General features: G+C 53.6%; 10 protein-coding genes, 1 tRNA gene and 1 pseudogene. 5 read left to right on the forward strand and 7 right to left on the reverse strand.

All coding sequences use genetic code 11. The annotated features are described in order from the left end of the window. Positions 1 to 54 precede the first annotated feature (54 nt). From CKQ53_RS11510 to CKQ53_RS11530, 5 genes and pseudogenes are all read right to left on the reverse strand, one after another. A pseudogene (locus CKQ53_RS11510) lies at positions 55 to 1,134 on the reverse strand (tyrosine-type recombinase/integrase); the annotation flags it as partial. Positions 1,135 to 1,295: 161 nt separating this feature from the next. Next, positions 1,296 to 1,371 (reverse strand) — tRNA-Asn (locus CKQ53_RS11515). A gap of 189 nt (positions 1,372 to 1,560) precedes the next feature. Further along, on the reverse strand, positions 1,561 to 2,865 hold the full coding sequence (locus CKQ53_RS11520; RefSeq protein WP_085653743.1) for a dicarboxylate/amino acid:cation symporter: 1,305 nt from the start codon (positions 2,863 to 2,865) through the stop codon (positions 1,561 to 1,563). Positions 2,866 to 3,604: 739 nt separating this feature from the next. Beyond that, a complete protein-coding gene (gene fdhF, locus CKQ53_RS11525) occupies positions 3,605 to 5,755 on the reverse strand; it encodes a formate dehydrogenase subunit alpha (RefSeq protein ID WP_118895007.1) in 2,151 nt (716 codons plus the stop codon). A gap of 364 nt (positions 5,756 to 6,119) precedes the next feature. Continuing rightward, positions 6,120 to 7,043: a DMT family transporter gene (locus CKQ53_RS11530; protein ID WP_420844240.1), complete on the reverse strand. Its 924-nt coding sequence runs from the start codon at positions 7,041 to 7,043 to the stop codon at positions 6,120 to 6,122. 233 nt (positions 7,044 to 7,276) lie between these two features. On the opposite strand from CKQ53_RS11530, the gene cbl reads away from it, so the two are divergent. After that, positions 7,277 to 8,233, forward strand: coding sequence for an HTH-type transcriptional regulator Cbl (gene cbl / locus CKQ53_RS11535; protein ID WP_085653746.1), 957 nt, complete (start codon positions 7,277 to 7,279; stop codon positions 8,231 to 8,233). A 650-nt stretch (positions 8,234 to 8,883) separates the two neighbouring features. After that, on the forward strand, positions 8,884 to 10,194 hold the full coding sequence (gene gltP, locus CKQ53_RS11540; protein WP_085653747.1) for a glutamate/aspartate:proton symporter GltP: 1,311 nt from the start codon (positions 8,884 to 8,886) through the stop codon (positions 10,192 to 10,194). A gap of 282 nt (positions 10,195 to 10,476) precedes the next feature. On the opposite strand, the gene CKQ53_RS11545 is transcribed toward gltP, so the two are convergent. Further along, the gene (locus tag CKQ53_RS11545; protein ID WP_094118327.1) at positions 10,477 to 11,514 is read right to left on the reverse strand and encodes an ABC transporter substrate-binding protein; all 1,038 of its coding nucleotides are present in this window, start codon (positions 11,512 to 11,514) and stop codon (positions 10,477 to 10,479) included. Between the two features lie 279 nt (positions 11,515 to 11,793). On the opposite strand from CKQ53_RS11545, the gene CKQ53_RS11550 reads away from it, so the two are divergent. The 3 genes from CKQ53_RS11550 (at position 11,794) to cuyB (ending at position 14,817) form a co-directional block, all read left to right on the forward strand. Then, positions 11,794 to 12,816: a malate/lactate/ureidoglycolate dehydrogenase gene (locus CKQ53_RS11550; RefSeq protein ID WP_094118326.1), complete on the forward strand. Its 1,023-nt coding sequence runs from the start codon at positions 11,794 to 11,796 to the stop codon at positions 12,814 to 12,816. Positions 12,817 to 13,090: 274 nt separating this feature from the next. Beyond that, positions 13,091 to 14,101, forward strand: coding sequence for a D-cysteate sulfo-lyase (gene cuyA, locus CKQ53_RS11555; RefSeq protein ID WP_094118325.1), 1,011 nt, complete (start codon positions 13,091 to 13,093; stop codon positions 14,099 to 14,101). Between the two features lie 2 nt (positions 14,102 to 14,103). Continuing rightward, positions 14,104 to 14,817 (forward strand): cysteate racemase, encoded by a 714-nt coding sequence (gene cuyB, locus CKQ53_RS11560; protein WP_094118324.1) that lies wholly within the window; start codon positions 14,104 to 14,106, stop codon positions 14,815 to 14,817. A 130-nt stretch (positions 14,818 to 14,947) separates the two neighbouring features. On the opposite strand, the gene CKQ53_RS11565 is transcribed toward cuyB, so the two are convergent. Further along, the gene (locus CKQ53_RS11565) at positions 14,948 to 16,288 is read right to left on the reverse strand and encodes an anaerobic C4-dicarboxylate transporter (RefSeq protein WP_118895009.1); all 1,341 of its coding nucleotides are present in this window, start codon (positions 16,286 to 16,288) and stop codon (positions 14,948 to 14,950) included. Positions 16,289 to 17,196 lie beyond the last annotated feature (908 nt).

Consider the following 17,196-nt stretch of genomic DNA (forward strand, 5'->3'; position numbering starts at 1 on the left):
TGTTCTGAGGTGAGCATATCACCTCTGTTCAGGTGGCCAAATTCAGTAAACCACTTCAGCCCATAGTCCAGATTCCATCAAGGCACTACAGGCCATTGTCCGGAATCCGTGACCGCAGATTTCATCTTTTGTGTCATAACCCATCAGGCGCAAAGCCTTGTTGACCGTGTTTTCGCACATTGGCTTATACGGATTATGAGCACCGGGAAATATGAGTTCCTGATGCCCTGAGATTTCCCGTATCTGTTTCAAAATAGTGATGGACTGACGGGAGAGGGGAACGATATGCGGCGTGCGCATTTTGGCACCACGTCCGGAATAACGCACTCCGGGGATGGCTTCACGAGTAGCCGGAATGATCCAGATTTTGTTTCTGAAATCAATCTCAGACCAACGGGCAAAGCGCAACTCGCTGGAGCGGATGAAAAGGAGCAGAGTAAGTGATACAGCCAAACGGGTTAATTCTCGCCCTTGCTTGTAATCCTCAATGCGAGTCAACAGTTCCGGTAGTTTTTCTAGCGTAAGGGCAGGGTAGTGGCGTTTAACGGGCGGGGTGATGATACCGTCCAGATTGGCTGCCGGATTATGCTCTATCAACTCCTGGTGCACGGCATGGCGCATGATATTGCACATATGTTGCCGAGTGCGCGCCGCCACTTCCAGCAGACCTTTTTTCTCAATCCCTTTCAGCAGGTCGATGAAATGGCGGGTTTTCAGTTCAGTGACTGGCAGTTGTCCAATTATCGGGAAGATATGATTGTTCATGCTGGCAAGCAGGCGGGTTGCATGGTTCTCCGACCATGCTCTGTTGCTTTTATGCCAACTTATCGCCACTGATTTGAAGGTTTCCTCTGATGAGGCAGTGGCTCTCTCAGCAGAGCGTTGTTGTGCTGGATTGATATTCTGCGCCAGCAATTTGCGGATTCCGTCACGTTGTTGACGAGCATCGGCCAAAGATACACCGGGATAGGCACCTAAGCCGAGGCGGGATTCTTTTCTATTGATACGATATTTGAGATACCAAAGACGTGAACCGCTTGGATTAACTAAAAGGTATAGACCGTGAGAATCGGAGACTTTGAAGGGTTTTGTGGATGGTTTTAAGTTGCGGATTTTTTTGTCGTTAAGAGACATTTTGGGGTCACTCCGTCATCGAACCAACTTGACCCCAAATCTGACCACCAAATTCTCCCGATGCGGAGGGTAAACTGAAAATGCATCGGGAAGGCTTTTCACGCTAACTTATTAAATCTGAATTACATAGGGATTCGCAAAGCGGCATGAAAATAAGAATATGGCTCCTCTGACTGGACTCGAACCAGTGACATACGGATTAACAGTCCGCCGTTCTACCGACTGAACTACAGAGGAATCGTGTGAACGGGGCGCATAATAACGAGGGGCTGAGGGCATGTCAAAGGCCGAAACCCTAAATCCGGTTCGTTTGCTGGCAGAATGCGCAAAGTGATGGTTTTTTAGAAACGATTGCGGAGTAAGTAGGCGCGGAGGGCAAAAAAACAGCGGCTAAATCGCCGCTGTTTTTTATGGTTGGCAGGAGACTCAGGCGTGTTGTTGCCCGGTTTCAGTTGCCTGAGGGGCGGAGGCGTCTGTTGCTTCATCCTCCTCCTCGTCGTCATGAACATTTTTTTCCAGACTGGAAACCACCGCGGTGGAAATGCTGTTGCCGATGACGTTGGTGGCGGTACGGCCCATATCCAGGAATTGGTCGATGCCCAGAATCAGCAGAATACCCGCTTCCGGCAGGCTGAACATCGGCAGCGTTGCGGCGACGACCACGACGGAAGCGCGGGCGACGCCGGCCATGCCTTTACTGGTGATCATCAGCGTCAGCAGGATCAGAATCTGCTGGGTCAGGCTCAGGTCGATGTTATAGGCCTGCGCGATGAACAGGATGGCGAAGGACTGATACATCATGGAGCCATCAAGGTTAAAGGAATAACCCAGCGGCAGCACGAAGCTGGAGATTTTCTTCGGCACGCCGAATTTGGTCAGCGCTTCCATGGTTTTCGGATAGGCGGATTCGCTGCTGGCGGTGGCGAAAGCCAGTACGGTTGGTTCGCGGATCAATTTACCCAGGATGACGATGCGTTTGCCCAGGAAGGCATAGCCCACCAGGAACAAAGCGCCCCATAACAGCGCTAAGCCGATGTAGAACTCACCGATCAGCTTGCCGAAGTCATACAGCAGGCCCAAGCCCTGAGTCGTGATTGCGGAGGCGATAGCGGCGAATACGGCAATCGGCGCCAGTCCCATCACGTAATCTGTGACACGGAACATCACTTTAGCGAGTTCGTCGATCAAAGACTGAATCGTGGTGGCATGCTTGTTGTGTTGTTTCACATAAGCCAGCGCGGAGCCGAAGAAGAGGGAGAAGACCAGAATCTGCAAAATTTCGTTGTTCGCCATCGCTTCCACAATACTTTTCGGGAAGATGTGGCTGATGAAGCTTTTCAACGTGAATCCGTCGGTGCTCAACCCGGTAGAAACGTGCGTGGTGGTTGCGACCAGATTCATGCCCGCGCCCGGCTGGAAGAGGTTGGCCAGCGCCATACCGATAATCAACGACAGAATAGACGCGGTGACGAACCAGATCATGGCTTTCAGACCAACACGGCCCACGGCAGCAGAGTCACCCATACTGGCAAGACCAGAAACCAGCGTGGCGAAGACCAACGGTGCGATAATCATCTTGATAAGGCGCAGGAAAATATCGGTAACCAGATTGAAATAGGAAGCAATTTCTTTGGCACGAGTACCATCCAGGAACTCATGACAGGCCCATCCGACGATGATCCCGATGACGATAGCGACCACTATCTGTAAAAGTAACTTCTGCCTTTGCATACGAACCTCATGTTGATGAATGTGTACAGACAACACCGTATTATTGCAGCGTGGCGTCTCATGCGTATTTCCTTACACACTCAGGCGACACCCTGACTTGTTATTGGGCGTATTGTGTTTGCCTTATTGAATAACAGCGAATCAAGGGTTTTACCGTTTTTTTTTCGTCAGGGGAAATACAATTGTCGCTAAAAAAAGTGAAAAGTGAGTTTTTTTTGATATTTACCCGTCATAGCGGTGCCGTGTCTTATGTGTGTTTGTTTTTTATCTTGTTGTTTTTATTTAATTTAATTGGGCTGTTTGTCTGAGCGCCATCCTCCTGTTTCAGGTATTAGATTTACTTATGACGGCGGTCAAATTAGCAGCAAATTAAATTATCCATAAGATTTATTAGCTCGAATAACGCGGCGATATGGCGTCAGAGTTATTATTTAGATAACGCGTTTAGACGTCACAATATGAGTGGAAATATCCGTCAAATATTATTGATGTCATTACAGCGATGACAAGAATAATTAAATTCCAATCAGGCATGTAATTGCCATGTTATTTGTTGGTACTCCCGCCGTTAAATATCACGCCATTATTTTTCATCTCTGTGATGCATGTCTATTGACAAGGCGTCAGGGGCGGTAAATACAGCGTGTGCCGGTCAGATCCAGTAAGTCGGGCTTATCGAACGGGGATGGAGCCTTGGTTAAACGCGCCCGTGGAGCAGGGCGCGATGATGACGTGAGGTTTAGTGGAACACTTCTGCTGTATCGCGCAGATGCGCTTTCAACTTGCTGTATTCCTTCTGCACATACTCTTCCGCCCAGCGTTGATCCGCGATCGGTTCCAGTCGCACGGCACAGTGTTTGTATTCCGGCGTCTTGGCGATAGGGTCGACCTCGTCAAGCGTCAGTTCGTTACAGGCGCCGATCCACCATTGGTAGGTCATGTAGACCGCACCTTTATTAATCCGCTCGCTGACCGCGGCCCGGCTAATGACTTTGCCGCGACGAGACGCCACCCAGATGAGCTGCTGATCCTGTAATTCCAGCGCGGCGGCATCGACCGGATTAATTTGCACGTAGCCCGGCTCATCCGCCAGCGTTTGCAGGGCGGTGCAGTTACCGGTCATGGAACGGCAGGAATAGTGGCCGACTTCGCGAACCGTGCAGAGGATCATCGGGTACTGGCTGTCGGTCTGCTCCATCGGCGGATGCCACTCGGTGGCGAATAGCAGCCCCTTGCCATTGGGACGGTCAAATTGGCTGCCCGCATAGAGCCACGGCGTTCCGGGACTGTCCAACGTCTCACAGGGCCACGGAATACAGGCTAGCCCCGCCATTTTCTCGTAGGTTGCGCCGGTATAGAGTGGGCACAGCTGGCGCATTTCGTCCCAAATTTCCTGCGTATTGCGGTAGTGCATTGGGTAGCCCATGGCGGTCGCCATCAGACTGATGATTTCCCAGTCGGGTTTTACGTCACCCTGAGGCTCCACCGCTTTATAAAAGCGCTGGAAGCCGCGATCGGCGGCGGAGTAAACGCCCTCGTGCTCGCCCCATGAGGTCGCCGGAAAGATGACGTCGGCGACAGACGCCGTTTTGGTCATGAAAATATCCTGCACGATCAGCAATTCCAGCTCATCGAATGTCTGACGGACCAACGACAAGTCTGGCTCGGTTTGTAGCGGATCTTCGCCCATCAGGTAGTTGGCCTTGATTTTCCCGGCTTTGATTTTGTGCGGCACGTCGGTCAGCGTAAATCCTTTGTGCGCGGGCAGAGAGTGTACGCCCCACGCCTGAGCGAATTTGGCGCGAATCGCCGGATCGGTGACGTCCTGATAACCGGGGAACAGGTTGGGCAGCGCACCCATGTCGCAAGCGCCCTGAACGTTATTTTGTCCTCGCACCGGGCCAACGCCGACGTTGGGGCGGCCCAGATTACCGGTCAGCAGCGCCAGTCCCGATAGCCCTTTGACGACGTCCACCCCCTGCGTCCACTGGGTAACGCCCATGCCCCACAGAATGGTGGCGGAAGGGGCGGCGGCATACATGCGGATCGCCTCGCGGATCAGCGTGGGCTCCAGCCCGGTGATCTCGGCGACATACTCGGGCGTATATTTCTCGACGATGGCGCGATATTCCTCAAAGCCTTCGGTATGTTGTTCTACAAACGTCTTGTCGTAGAGACCTTCATCAATCAGTACATTGGCGAAAGCGTTAACCAGTGCCATATTGGAACCGTTTTTTAACGGCAGCCACAAATCGGCGATGCGAGCGGTTTCAATGTGGCGCGGATCGCAGACGATGATCTTGGCGCCGCGCGCTCGCGCCTTGAGGATGCGGCGGGCGACGATAGGGTGTGAGTCGGCGGCGTTATAGCCGAACACCAGTACGCACTCGGTATGTTCAATTTCGCAAATCGAGTTGCTCATCGCGCCGTTGCCCAGCGTCACATCGAGGCCAGAAACCGAAGGGCCGTGGCATACGCGAGCGCAGCAGTCGACGTTATTGGTGCCGGTGACCGCCCGGGCGAACTTCTGCATCACGTAGTTGGTTTCGTTACCGGGGCCGCGGGAAGAGCCGGTATGCATGATGGCGTCGGGGCCGTATTTTTCGCGGATGGCCAGCAGTCGCGAGCTGGCGAATGCGATAGCTTCATCCCACGAGACCACTTCGAACTGCGCACCTTTATGACGGCGGATCATGGGGTTTTTCAACCGTGGCGTGAGCAGTTTGGTATCGTTGAGAAAGTCCCAGCCGTAGTAGCCCTTCAGGCAGAGTTCGCCTTCATTGGTCACACCCTGTGCGCCTTCCGCGCCGACGACTTTATTGTTCTCAACCAGCAGATTGATTTTGCAGCCTGACCCGCAATAAGGGCAGACGGTGATCACTTTTTTCATGTGGGTATCTCCTTCGGCGCTCCCGCTGGAGAGCGCCCCGAATGACGTATCGGCGGCGTGATGCGCCGTGGGGCGCGAGCCTTGTTCTGCGTTGAAGCTTAGTCTGCCTTTTGCAGATCTTGCTGAGGCTAACCGGTTTCTCATCGGGCTTATTACGCAGAAGACCGGTGGACGCGCAGTCCGGATACGGTGTCCTAGCGTCTGATGATGACCGATGCGGGCGAGGGATTTACTGATCGCCGTCATAGCGGCGTAAAGTCTGATGAACATGGTGCGGCGACAGGCTGTGTGTCGCCGTTGACTACGCGTGATCCCAGAGGAAGACGTGCGTTGTCTTTATGACAAAAAGACGCGGGATAGGTCGTTAGCGAATGACGTCGGCACTGACGACGGGCTGCGGCTTGATGCGCATGGCGCTAATGACGCCGCAGACCAGACAGGCGATACCCGCGAGCGTCATCACCGGCGGCCAGCTTTGACGCAGCATAAACGTATAGGCCAGCGCCGAAAGCGTTTCGAATACCAGCATAGGCCCCATCAGCGCTGTGGGCAGCCGCTGACTGGCGGCATTCCAGCATATCGTCCCCAGCCAGGACCCCAACAGGCCGATCGCCAGCATCAGCAGCACAAACCGTTCGGGTCGAGGCCCAAGAGGCAATGAAAACGACGGCGAGGTCAGCGCCAGATATCCGCCGACCATCACATAAGCTGCGAAAGCCAACGGCAGCGTAGCGATGCCCTGCGCCGTAGCCCAGGTCATGGGATGATGTGAGGGATGTTGCCGCAGCCAACGGGAGTTTCGCAACGGATACCAGGTCCAGCAGACGACCGCCATCAGCGCGAGGGCAATGCCGCTGAGATAGCGTGGCAGCGGCACGGACTCCGCGGCGCCCTGACGCTCCGCGATATTGACCAATACCAGACCGGTAATGATGAGCAGAAGCGACGGGATCAGCCGTCGCCACGCCAACTGCCCGTCCTCCCGGCCGTACAACAGATTGGCGCTGACGGCGATGATGACCGGCAGCGTGCCGATAATCATGGAGGAAACCGGCGCGCCGGTCCGCTGGATCGCACTGGCGAGAAACAGGTAGTAGAGCAGATTGCCGACGGCCGACAGGCGCAGTGCCTCGAACCAGTCGCTGCGAGACAGTTTCTTCAGTCGGTTGCGGTCGAGCCACGCCAACGGCAGGGCGATCAGTCCAAAGGCCAGATAGCGTCCGCTAGATTGCAGCGCCGCCGGATAGTCGGGGATGATCATTGGGCCGATAAAGATGAGTCCCCACATCAATCCGGCGGATAGCGCAAAAAAAATTCCCGTTAACACAGTCTCGATCCTGATGAATGACAACGCGGTGATGCGCGCAGCGGGCCGTCAGTCGCGGCCTGAAGGGCGAGCATGCTCATTTAGCGACGTTCTATATCTTTAAAAGTTATATGTAGGAAATTTTGTTTATTTGTACGAAATAACATTACTTCGTATGAATAGTGCTAACAAGTAGCACAAGGGCGGGGCGAAGTGTGAACTTTCAACAACTGAGAATTATTCGGGAATCGGCACGGTGCAACTATAACCTGACCGAGGTGGCGAACACACTCTACACATCGCAGTCGGGGGTGAGCCGCCATATTCGTGAACTGGAAGATGAGCTGGGCATAGAAATTTTCATCCGGCGCGGCAAGCGTCTGTTAGGAATGACGGAGCCAGGAAAAGAGCTGCTGGTGATGGCCGAACGTATCCTGAACGACGCCAACCACATCCGCAGGCTGGCTAACGTCTTCAGCGACAACGACGCCGGGGTCTTGGTGATTGCCACCACGCACACTCAGGCGCGATACAGCCTGCCGTCGGTCATCCAGTCGTTTAGGACGCAATATCCGCAGGTGCAACTGGTGCTGCATCAGGGAACGCCGGAGGAAATTGTGGCGATGCTGTCTTCAGGTGAAGCGGACATCGGCATTGCCTCGGAACAACTGATGAATACGACGTCATTGGCGGCATTTCCTTACTATCGCTGGCATCACTCCATTCTTGTGCCGTCAGGACATCCGCTGGCGGACGGCGGCCCCATCACGTTGGATAAACTCAATACGGTGCCGTTGATCACCTATCGTCAGGGCATTACCGGGCGCTCGCGCATCGATCGGGCATTTCTTGCTGCGGGACTTTCTCCCCATATCGCGATTAGCGCGCAGGACTCAGACGTTATTAAGACCTATGTTGAATTAGGTTTAGGGGTGGGTATTTTGGCGGACAGATCCTACGATCCCGTTCGCGACGCCGGGTTGGTGCGCATTGAAGCGGAACACTTGTTCGAAGCGAATACCGTTTGGCTCGGACTCAAACGCGGCCAGCTTCAGCGCAACTACACGTGGCAGTTCATCCAGCTTTGCAACCCGGAACTGACGCTGGAAGAGATCAAGCAGCGGGTCTTCTCCGAAAGCGACAACGAAAACGTCCTCGATTACCAGATCTGATGTCTGTCCAACGGCGCGGGTGAATAAGACCTTTGTTCACCTGCGCTGTTATTAGCCTCCATTCTCGTCATCAGTCTTTTGCGCCTGCCTTCATTTTCACGGAGCATCGGCGTCTCCAACTTCTCCTCGCATGATCCAGGACTTTTTCGTCGCCTTGAACGATGAAATCAAGCGTTTCATCCCTTTTTGAGCTCGTACCCCGTCTTTTTTTCAATTTTTTGCAGCAAGACAGAGTGCTTTTATATTCTTAATGGCGCTAAAAAATAGCACTGATATTCCTGAATTTTCTGTAGCCAATGCAGGAAAAATCGTATTGCTTAACAGCATAATTATGAAATTGCTTATCTATGATTGGCTTGATCTCACCCACCTGGGATAGTAGCATCCTCGCTTTAACAATAACTTAGACAAGATGCGTTGTTGATAAAAACAGCGATTTTGTTTTTAAATACAAATAGTTGTTCGTTTTAAGAGAATAACTATTTGCATGATAAATAGACAGCTCGCCCCATTCGGCCGCTGCAATAATAAAAACCACCTCATCTTTGTAACCTCCCCCTCGTCTGGACATATTCAGCATCTGCTGATGGTGTGAGGCGCCGGTAGAACCGTCGCCTGCGAGGATCGGAGCACAGGAAATGGAAAGTGATATGAAAAAACAAAAAATTAGCCTGGCGTGGCAAATTCTCATCGCCTTGGTGATTGGTATTGCCCTTGGGGCCTTTTTGCATGAACATCCGACCGAAAAACAGTGGCTGATCGCCAATGTTCTCAGCCCGGCCGGAGATATCTTCATTCGGTTGATCAAAATGATCGTGGTACCGATTGTCATCACCACGCTGGTGGTCGGTATCGCCGGTGTGGGCGATGCCAAGAAGCTGGGTCGTATTGGTCTGAAAACCATTCTCTACTTTGAAGTGGTCACGACGGTGGCGATTATTCTCGGCATTACGCTGGCGAATATCTTCCAGCCGGGTCACGGCATTGATATGTCGACACTAACCAGCGTCGATATTTCACAATATGAGAAAACCACCGAGCAGGTGCAGAGCGGCGCGCATAGCCTGGTCGGCACGATTCTGTCACTGATTCCGCCGAACATCTTCGACTCCATGGCGAAAGGGGACATGCTGCCGCTGATCTTCTTCTCTGTGTTGTTTGGTCTGGGCCTGTCTTCCCTGCCGCGCGAACAGCGTGATCCGTTGCTGAACGTGTTCCGCAGCGCATCAGAAACGATGTTTAAAGTGACCCACATGATCATGCGTTATGCGCCGGTCGGGGTCTTTGCGCTGATTGCCGTGACCGTGGCTAACTTCGGGTTCGCCTCGCTCTGGCCGTTGGCAAAACTGGTTGTGATGGTTTACGGCGCGATCGTGTTCTTCGCACTGGTGGTGCTGGGACTGGTGGCGCGCCTTTGTGGACTGCGCGTCAGCATGATTATTCGCATCCTGAAAGACGAGCTGATTCTGGCGTACTCTACGGCGAGCTCCGAAACCGTGCTGCCGCGTATCATCGAAAAGATGGAAGCCTATGGCGCGCCGAAGGCCATCACAAGCTTCGTCGTGCCGACGGGGTACTCTTTCAATCTGGATGGTTCTACGCTTTACCAGAGTATTGCGGCGATCTTTATCGCGCAGCTGTACGGCATCGACCTGACCATTAGTCAGGAAGTCGTGTTGGTACTGACGCTGATGCTGACCTCCAAGGGGATTGCCGGTGTACCGGGCGTATCCTTCGTCGTACTGCTGGCGACGCTGGGCAGCGTGGGTATTCCGCTGGAAGGTCTGGCCTTTATTGCGGGCGTCGACCGTATTCTGGATATGGCGCGTACCGCGTTGAACGTGGTGGGTAATGCCCTGGCCGTTCTGGTTATCGCTAAATGGGAAGGTCAGTTCGACGAGAAGAAAGCGCGTTCCTATGAAAGCGAAATTCGCGGATTGAATGCGAAGAACGCCAGCTAATATCGGTTTTATCATAGCGGGACTGCACCTGAATCGGCGCAGTCCACGTTCAAAACGCAGCGCGACGCCGTCTCGCTGCGTTTTTTAATGCCTGTCGCTTTCCTCATTAGGCTATCCTGACGAACCCCGAACCCCGAACCCCGAACCCCGAACCCCGAACCCCGAACCCCGAACCCCGAACCCCGAACCCCGAACCCCGAATCCCGAACCTTGTCTTAAAAGTGGCAAACTCACCAACCGGGAGCTAGATTTCGGCTGGCGCGTGTCCCCGTTAAGGTGCGGTCAACTACCCGGCTGATCGTGAATTTCTTCAAAGAAGTAGTCTTTCCACGAAGCGGCTTTATTCTTCAAAATCCCCAGCTCATGCAGTTTCTCGGCGTAGACATAGGTGCGCTGCGGCGTCACGGTGAAGTCGATTTCGGGGTCTTCGACAATCTGCTTCACCAGCTCCAGCGGCAGGCGCGATTTTTCCACGCGGAGGTAGGTTTCCGCCGCCGCTGCTTTGTCCGCCTTGATAATGTCGGCGGCCTCTTTCAGCGCATCGTAAAACGCCCGGTAGGTTTTGGGATTGTCATCGTGGAACTTCTGGGTGGTATAGAGCAGGTTGAACGAGCCGGGACCGCCCAGTACATCATAGGAACTCAGAATCTTGTGGACTTTGGGGTTTTCCAGCGCCTGATATTGGAATGGCGGGCTGGAGAAGTGGGCCGTTATCTCAGACCCGCCCGCGGTCAGCGCGGCGCTGGCATCCGGATGCGGCAGGCTAACGGTAATGGTGTCGAAACGCTTAAAGTTTTCATTGCCGAACAGCTTGGCTGTCTCAATTTGCAAGGTGCGGGACTGGAAACCGACGCCTGCCGCAGGCGTGGCGATACGGTCTTTTTCACTCAGGTCGCGCACCGTTTTAACCGCGGGGTTGTTGCTGAGTAGGTAGTTGGGCATAGAGCCCAGCGATGCGATAGCTTTTACGTTCTGTCGACCACGGGTTCTGTCCCACAGGGTCAGCGCCGGGGGCACCCCGGCAGAGGCCACGTCGAGCGAGCCGGAAAGTAACGCTTCATTGATGATAGTCGCGCCGGAGAGCGTGCGCCATTCCACGTTGATATCGACACCTTGCTGTTTGCCGTGTTTCTCGATGAGCTGTCGATCGCGGACCACGTCGAGAATCAAATAACCGATGCCGAACTGCTGAGCAATGCGAATATTTCCTTCCGCCTCGGCAGACAAGGGCGCAAAACTTAGTCCCAGCCCTGCCAGCAGGGCCAATGCCGTCAGTCGTCCGGTAATGGCAGTTTTTTTCTGATTTCCTGATGAATCCATATTTCTCTCACTTATATTAAATAAAAAAATAAAGAAAAATGAAGCGGTGACCGCCGGACGATAATGAAAGTCTGCGTATGCTATGAGGCAATGAGTGAATTTTATAAATGTTATTTTGGAATAATTTATTGGCTTTTCATTTGTATGAATGTTGGTAAAAGAAAGCCTGAATATTGCTTAGCGAATTTGCTTCTATTCAAAGCACTAATTTTGACTTATCGAATAAAAAATACGGTGCATGATATTCATCATCTGTCTATTGACCCGGAATAAAATGTCATGCCCGTTTTTTCTCATCAGTATTTACGAGGTTATTTACGCGAGTGTTTGCTGGCCGTTGAGGTGACAGAAGAGGTTGCAGGTCTGGTCGCGGATAATCTCGTGGAGTCGAGTTTGAAAGGGCACGACTCTCACGGCGTGAGTATGCTCCCGCGTTATGTCGCCGCCATTCGCGATGGCGGACTGCGGCCTTACGCCGTGGCGGAAAAGACGCTGGATGCAGGGCCGCTGATCTCTTTTGCGGGACAGCATGGTTTCGGTCAGGTGGTCGCCCGACAGGTCATCGCGGAGGGTATTGAGCGCGCGCAGGAACACGGCGTCGCCGTTGTCGGACTGGCGGATGCGCATCATCTGGGACGCATCGGGGCCTGGGCGGAGCAGGCCGCGGAAGCCGGGTTGGTGTCGTTGCATTTTGCCAATGTCTACAACCGCCCGGTGGTCATGCCGTGGCAGGGCGTTCAGCCTCGATTAGGGACGAATCCGTTCTGCGCGGGTATCCCTGTCGCGGGTAAAGCGCCGGTGATTCTGGATTTCGCGACCAGCGTGATCGCCGGTAATAAAGCCCGTATTGCGTGGAATGAAGGCAAGCTGCTGCCGCCCGGCTGCATCGTGGATAATCAGGGCCAACCCGCCGTGGATCCCCGTTGGTTAATGGAACAGCCCACCGGCGCGCTGCTGGCGTTCGGGCAGCATAAAGGTTCGGGTTTGGCCGTCATCTGTTCACTGCTGGGCGCGGTATTAACCGGCGGCAGCAATGAGCGTACGGCCACCGGGAAAGGCAATCAAATCATCAACAGTATGCTGTCTATTCTGTTCGACCCCAATCGGTTGGGCGGCAATGCGCTCTATCAACAGGAAATCCCCGTACTGCTGGAATGGATTCGGCAGTCCCGTGAAGATGGCGAACTGCTACTGCCGGGCGAACCGGAGCAAATAGCCTATCGGCAGCGGGTGGAAGAGGGGATTTATGTGGATGACACCAGCTGGGGCCAATTAAGCCAGCTGCAAAAACAGGTTGCCTGATTAGTTAATAGAGTGGCCTACATCATGTGCGTAAATTTGTCCGTGGCGGCATTTTTTCATCCAGCAACTCGCGTATGCTCGTCGGTGTTATTTCAGGCATGCGATAACGACGGGAAATTAGCGCCGAAGACGAAAAGGCCGCCGGTTATTTTTCAGCTTAAATGACGCATGAACCGTTATTCCATTAATCAATAAAGTTGCCCGATGACATCACACGGACGACATCAATTTCTTTTAAATAGCACGTGATACCGATTTTCTTGAGGAGAATAAGATGCATCTTGCTCGTTTCCCCCGTTTATCGCTGGGGCATTTCCCCACCCCGCTTGAACCCCTGCCTGCGCTGACGGCTTATCTCAACGGACCGACAATCTATATTAAACGCGATGATGCGACCGGTTTGGCGACCGGCGGCAACAAAACGCGCAAGCTGGAGTTTCTGTTGGCGGAGGCGTTGCAACAGGAGGCCGATATCATCCTGACGCAGGGCGCAACGCAGTCAAACCACGTTCGTCAGACCATTGCCGCGGCGGCGAAGTTGGGGCTGAAAACAAAAGTGCTGCTGGAAAAGCGGGTGAAGGACTACGGCGAGCCCTATCAACGATCGGGCAACATCTTGCTGGATGATTTGTTAGGAGGGGAGATCGTCGATCACCTGCCTGGCGGTACGGATATGCAGCAGGCGCTGGAAACGCTGGCGGACGAGCTGCGTCGAGAAGGCCGCCGCCCCTACGTCATTCCCGGTGGAGGTTCAAACGTCACCGGCGCATTAGGCTATGTCGCCTGCGCGGAAGAGTTGCTGTTCCAGTCCAGCCAGCAGCGCCTGCGCATCGACCACATCGTCCACGCCTCAGGCAGCAGCGGCACTCAGGCGGGGCTGGTCGCCGGACTGACGGCGGTGCGTAGCGGGATCCCTGTGCTGGGTATCAGCGTTCGTGCGCCAAAAGAAAAGCAGGAAGAGAACGTCTATCGACTGGCGCAGCAAATCTGGCAGCGTCTGGGGATCGAAGAAGATTTACCGCGCGACGCTGTGCAGGCGAATAGCGACTATGTCGGCGAAGGCTACGGCATCCCTAACGAGGGAACCCGAGAGGCGCTCCAACTGCTGGCGCGTCTGGAAGGGATCCTGCTCGATCCGGTCTACTCCGGTAAAGGTATGGCCGGACTGATCGATCTGATCAGAAAAGGGCATTTCAAGAAAGGCGAACAGGTCGTGTTTATTCATACGGGCGGTTCGGCCGGGTTATTCGGCTATCGTGAGTTCTTCGAACAGCAGGGGCGCTAAGCATGACCGACTGTCTGATCGGGGTGCTGGGCGGCATGGGTCCCCTGGCCACGGCCGATCTGGTGCAGAAAATCATCGCGGCCACACCCGCCGAGCGCGATCAGGACCATGTCCCGATGGTTGTCTGGAACGTACCGCAAATTCCGGATCGTCAACAGGCGCTGGCGGGGATGGGTCCCTCCCCGCTGCCGGTGCTTCTGGAGGCCGTTCGCGCGCTAAATCAACTGCCGATTAGCCATCTCGTGATCCCCTGTAACACGGCGCACCACTGGTTCGACGCCCTTGCGGCGGCCAGTCGGGCGCCCCTGCTGCATATTGCGGATGCCACGCTGGCTGCGATGCGGCAGCCTATCGTTGCCCCCTCTGAAATCACGGGGCTGATTGCTACGCACGGCACCTTGCGCGCAGGCTGGTATCAGCAACGGTTGGCGGCCACGGGTTGCGAGGTGCTGGAACCCACGCCGCAGGAGATGGATGAACTGTTCGTTCCGGGGTGTTATGCCGTCAAAAGGGGAGCGCGGGTTGAGGGCGGTATTCTGCTGGAGCAACTGGCCGACCGTTTGGCGGAACGTGGGGCTTCGAGGCTAATTCTGGCCTGTACGGAAGTGTCTCCTGCGCTGTCAGCCGTTAACTCGCGCTGGCTGGCGCACAGTATAGATACAACACAGGCGCTGGCGCAGGCCTGCGTCGAACTTTGGCGACAGTCACGCACCTAGCTCCAAAACGCACATCGGAGATCGGAGAAACAGAGAACCGCCCGGTCAGCACGACGACGGGCGGTTTTTTTTATACTGAAACTCAGGGGAGAGCCGCCGACATTAGCACGCGGCGGCGTGAGGGGGCTACTCAGTAGTAGCCATACATGGCGGCGAAAACCCATCCAAAGACACAGGATGTTGATACGCCAATCAGGCCGGGAAGAATGAAGCTGTGGTTAATCACAAAACGACCAATATGCGTCGTACCTGAGCGGTCGAACTGAATCGCCGCCAGATCGCTGGGGTAGGTCGGAAGAATATAATAGCCGTAGCAGGCCGGGGCGGAAGCCACAATGTAAGCAGGATTCACGCCAATCGCCAATGCGACGGGAACAATGGCCGCGAGCGCGGCGGCCTGCGAGTTGACGAATTTAGACACCAACAGCAGGATCAGCGCATAGGCCCAGGGGTATTCCACCACCAGCGTGCCGAGGGTTGTTTTTATCTGCTCCAGGTGCGCGCCGAACATCGTTTCCGCCATCCAGGCGATGCCGTACACGGCGACGATGGCGATCATGCCTGATCGGAAGACTTCGTTTTTGGAAATAGAAGCCGGATTCGTTTTGGTGATGATGATGATCAGGGCGCCGGACACCAGCATAAACATCTGAATAACCAGCACCATCGACAGGGCTTTGCCGTTGAAAGCCGGGCGGAGGTCTTCCATCGCGCCCAGCAGCGCGACGGCGGCAATGGTGGTCAGGAAAATCCACATCGCAATCCAGTTGCTGCGCGGCAGTTTTCTGTCCAGCAGCGTCGCGGTATCGCCGTAGACGTATTCCCGATTTTCCGGCACGGAAATAAATTTTTGAAACTCCGGATCTTTATCCAGATCCTTGCCGCGAAACCAGCTGAAAATCCCGATAGCCAGGATGCCGAGCAGAGTCGAGGGGATAGTGATAGCCAGCAGATCGAGGAATTCGAGATGCTTGCCGTGGAACGTGAAGTTAGCCAGCATTGCCACCAGAGAGACGACGGCAACGGATACCGGACTGGCGATAATCCCCATCTGAGCGCCGATAGAGCTGGCAGCCATCGGTCTTTCCGGACGGATGTTATTTTTAATCGCGACGTCGTAGATAATCGGCAAAATGGTGTAAACCACATGCCCGGTGCCGCAGAGAATGGTCAAAATACAGGTGACGAAAGGTGCGATGATGGAGACGTATTTGGGGTTACGCCGCAGCATTTTCTCCGCCATTTGCAGCATGACATCCAGGCCGCCGGATGCTTGTAACGTAGCTGACGCGGCGACGACGGAGATAATCACCAGCATGACGTCGATGGGCGGTTTCCCAGGTTCGAGTTTAAAAAAGAAAACTAGTATGACCAGCCCGATACCGCCTAATAATCCCAGCGCGATCCCACCTTTTCTTGCGCCGTAAAATAGACAGATCAGGACAATGACCAGTTGAATGATAAAGTCCATAGAATCCTCATTACTCACAGAAACGAGTGCGTTAATTAAAATTGACTTACTTTTGTCGCGGGTACTATAGGTATCGGATCCCATCTGATTTTTTGATCTATCTCTCCAATTTCAAATTTTCTGTGTCTTTACCTTAAATAGGGGATGTGGCTCCCAATAATAAACAACCACTGATTAATTTAGTTAAAAAACTATCGCAATCATTTTATCGCGAGAGGCTAAATAACCTGGGATACGTCGGTTTCATTCTTTTGCGATTCAACAGTCTCTGTGAGTTTTCGTGTTCTTATTTTGTTTAAATGATGTTTTTATTTTGTATTGAACCCGTATTCATTCATCAGCGGCATTGCTTGAAATGAGCATGAAGAGCGATGGTGTTTTTTATCATTTTGTTTTTATTAATGATTTATGCCTGTTTCTATGCAGCTAATCCCTGTCATGAAGAGTTGTGAGTGCTTCGCGTTAGATCAACAGTGAAGAGTATGAATCGGCGGGTGAAATAAATGGGACGGAAATGCTTTCTTTTTTGATAGCCTCAGCTGGTCGAGTTGTTTTCGTTATGAAGTAAAGAGAGGTTTTATTATTTAGGTTATTTATGGTTGTAACCCCTGTCATCACCATCGCATAGAGACATTGTGTGCGGAATAACTTCCGGCACCGGTTTGTTTATCGCTTATCGCCAGGATGTAAAACGGGAAAAGGCGAGGAAAAAGTATCTTCCCCTTCAACGTCGCTCTCCCCATGTGGTCGCGTAACCCTGTTTATTCAAGAGAACGCGTTTCTCTATGGTCGAGTGTTTATACAATCCCTGAGATCGGACTTTGCAGGAAAGTCGCCAGACCGACTTCGCTTTCAACTTGTGCTCGTGCTGGGTGATGGCGACAGACTTCTCATCTTCCCGAAACGAA

The organism is Lonsdalea britannica, assembly GCF_003515985.1.
Lineage (GTDB): Bacteria > Pseudomonadota > Gammaproteobacteria > Enterobacterales > Enterobacteriaceae > Lonsdalea > Lonsdalea britannica.

What these genes read in the sequence shown, in the direction of transcription:
- gltP (WP_085653747.1), top strand. Translation starts at nt 8,884, where the DNA reads ATGAAAAAACAAAAAATTAGCCTGGCGTGGCAAATTCTCATCGCCTTG.
- CKQ53_RS11545 (WP_094118327.1), bottom strand. Translation starts at nt 11,514, where the DNA reads ATGGATTCATCAGGAAATCAGAAAAAAACTGCCATTACCGGACGACTG.
- CKQ53_RS11565 (WP_118895009.1), bottom strand. Translation starts at nt 16,288, where the DNA reads ATGGACTTTATCATTCAACTGGTCATTGTCCTGATCTGTCTATTTTAC.
- CKQ53_RS11530 (WP_420844240.1), bottom strand. Translation starts at nt 7,043, where the DNA reads ATGTGGGGACTCATCTTTATCGGCCCAATGATCATCCCCGACTATCCG.
- cuyB (WP_094118324.1), top strand. Translation starts at nt 14,104, where the DNA reads ATGACCGACTGTCTGATCGGGGTGCTGGGCGGCATGGGTCCCCTGGCC.
- CKQ53_RS11550 (WP_094118326.1), top strand. Translation starts at nt 11,794, where the DNA reads ATGCCCGTTTTTTCTCATCAGTATTTACGAGGTTATTTACGCGAGTGT.
- CKQ53_RS11520 (WP_085653743.1), bottom strand. Translation starts at nt 2,865, where the DNA reads ATGCAAAGGCAGAAGTTACTTTTACAGATAGTGGTCGCTATCGTCATC.
- fdhF (WP_118895007.1), bottom strand. Translation starts at nt 5,755, where the DNA reads ATGAAAAAAGTGATCACCGTCTGCCCTTATTGCGGGTCAGGCTGCAAA.
- cuyA (WP_094118325.1), top strand. Translation starts at nt 13,091, where the DNA reads ATGCATCTTGCTCGTTTCCCCCGTTTATCGCTGGGGCATTTCCCCACC.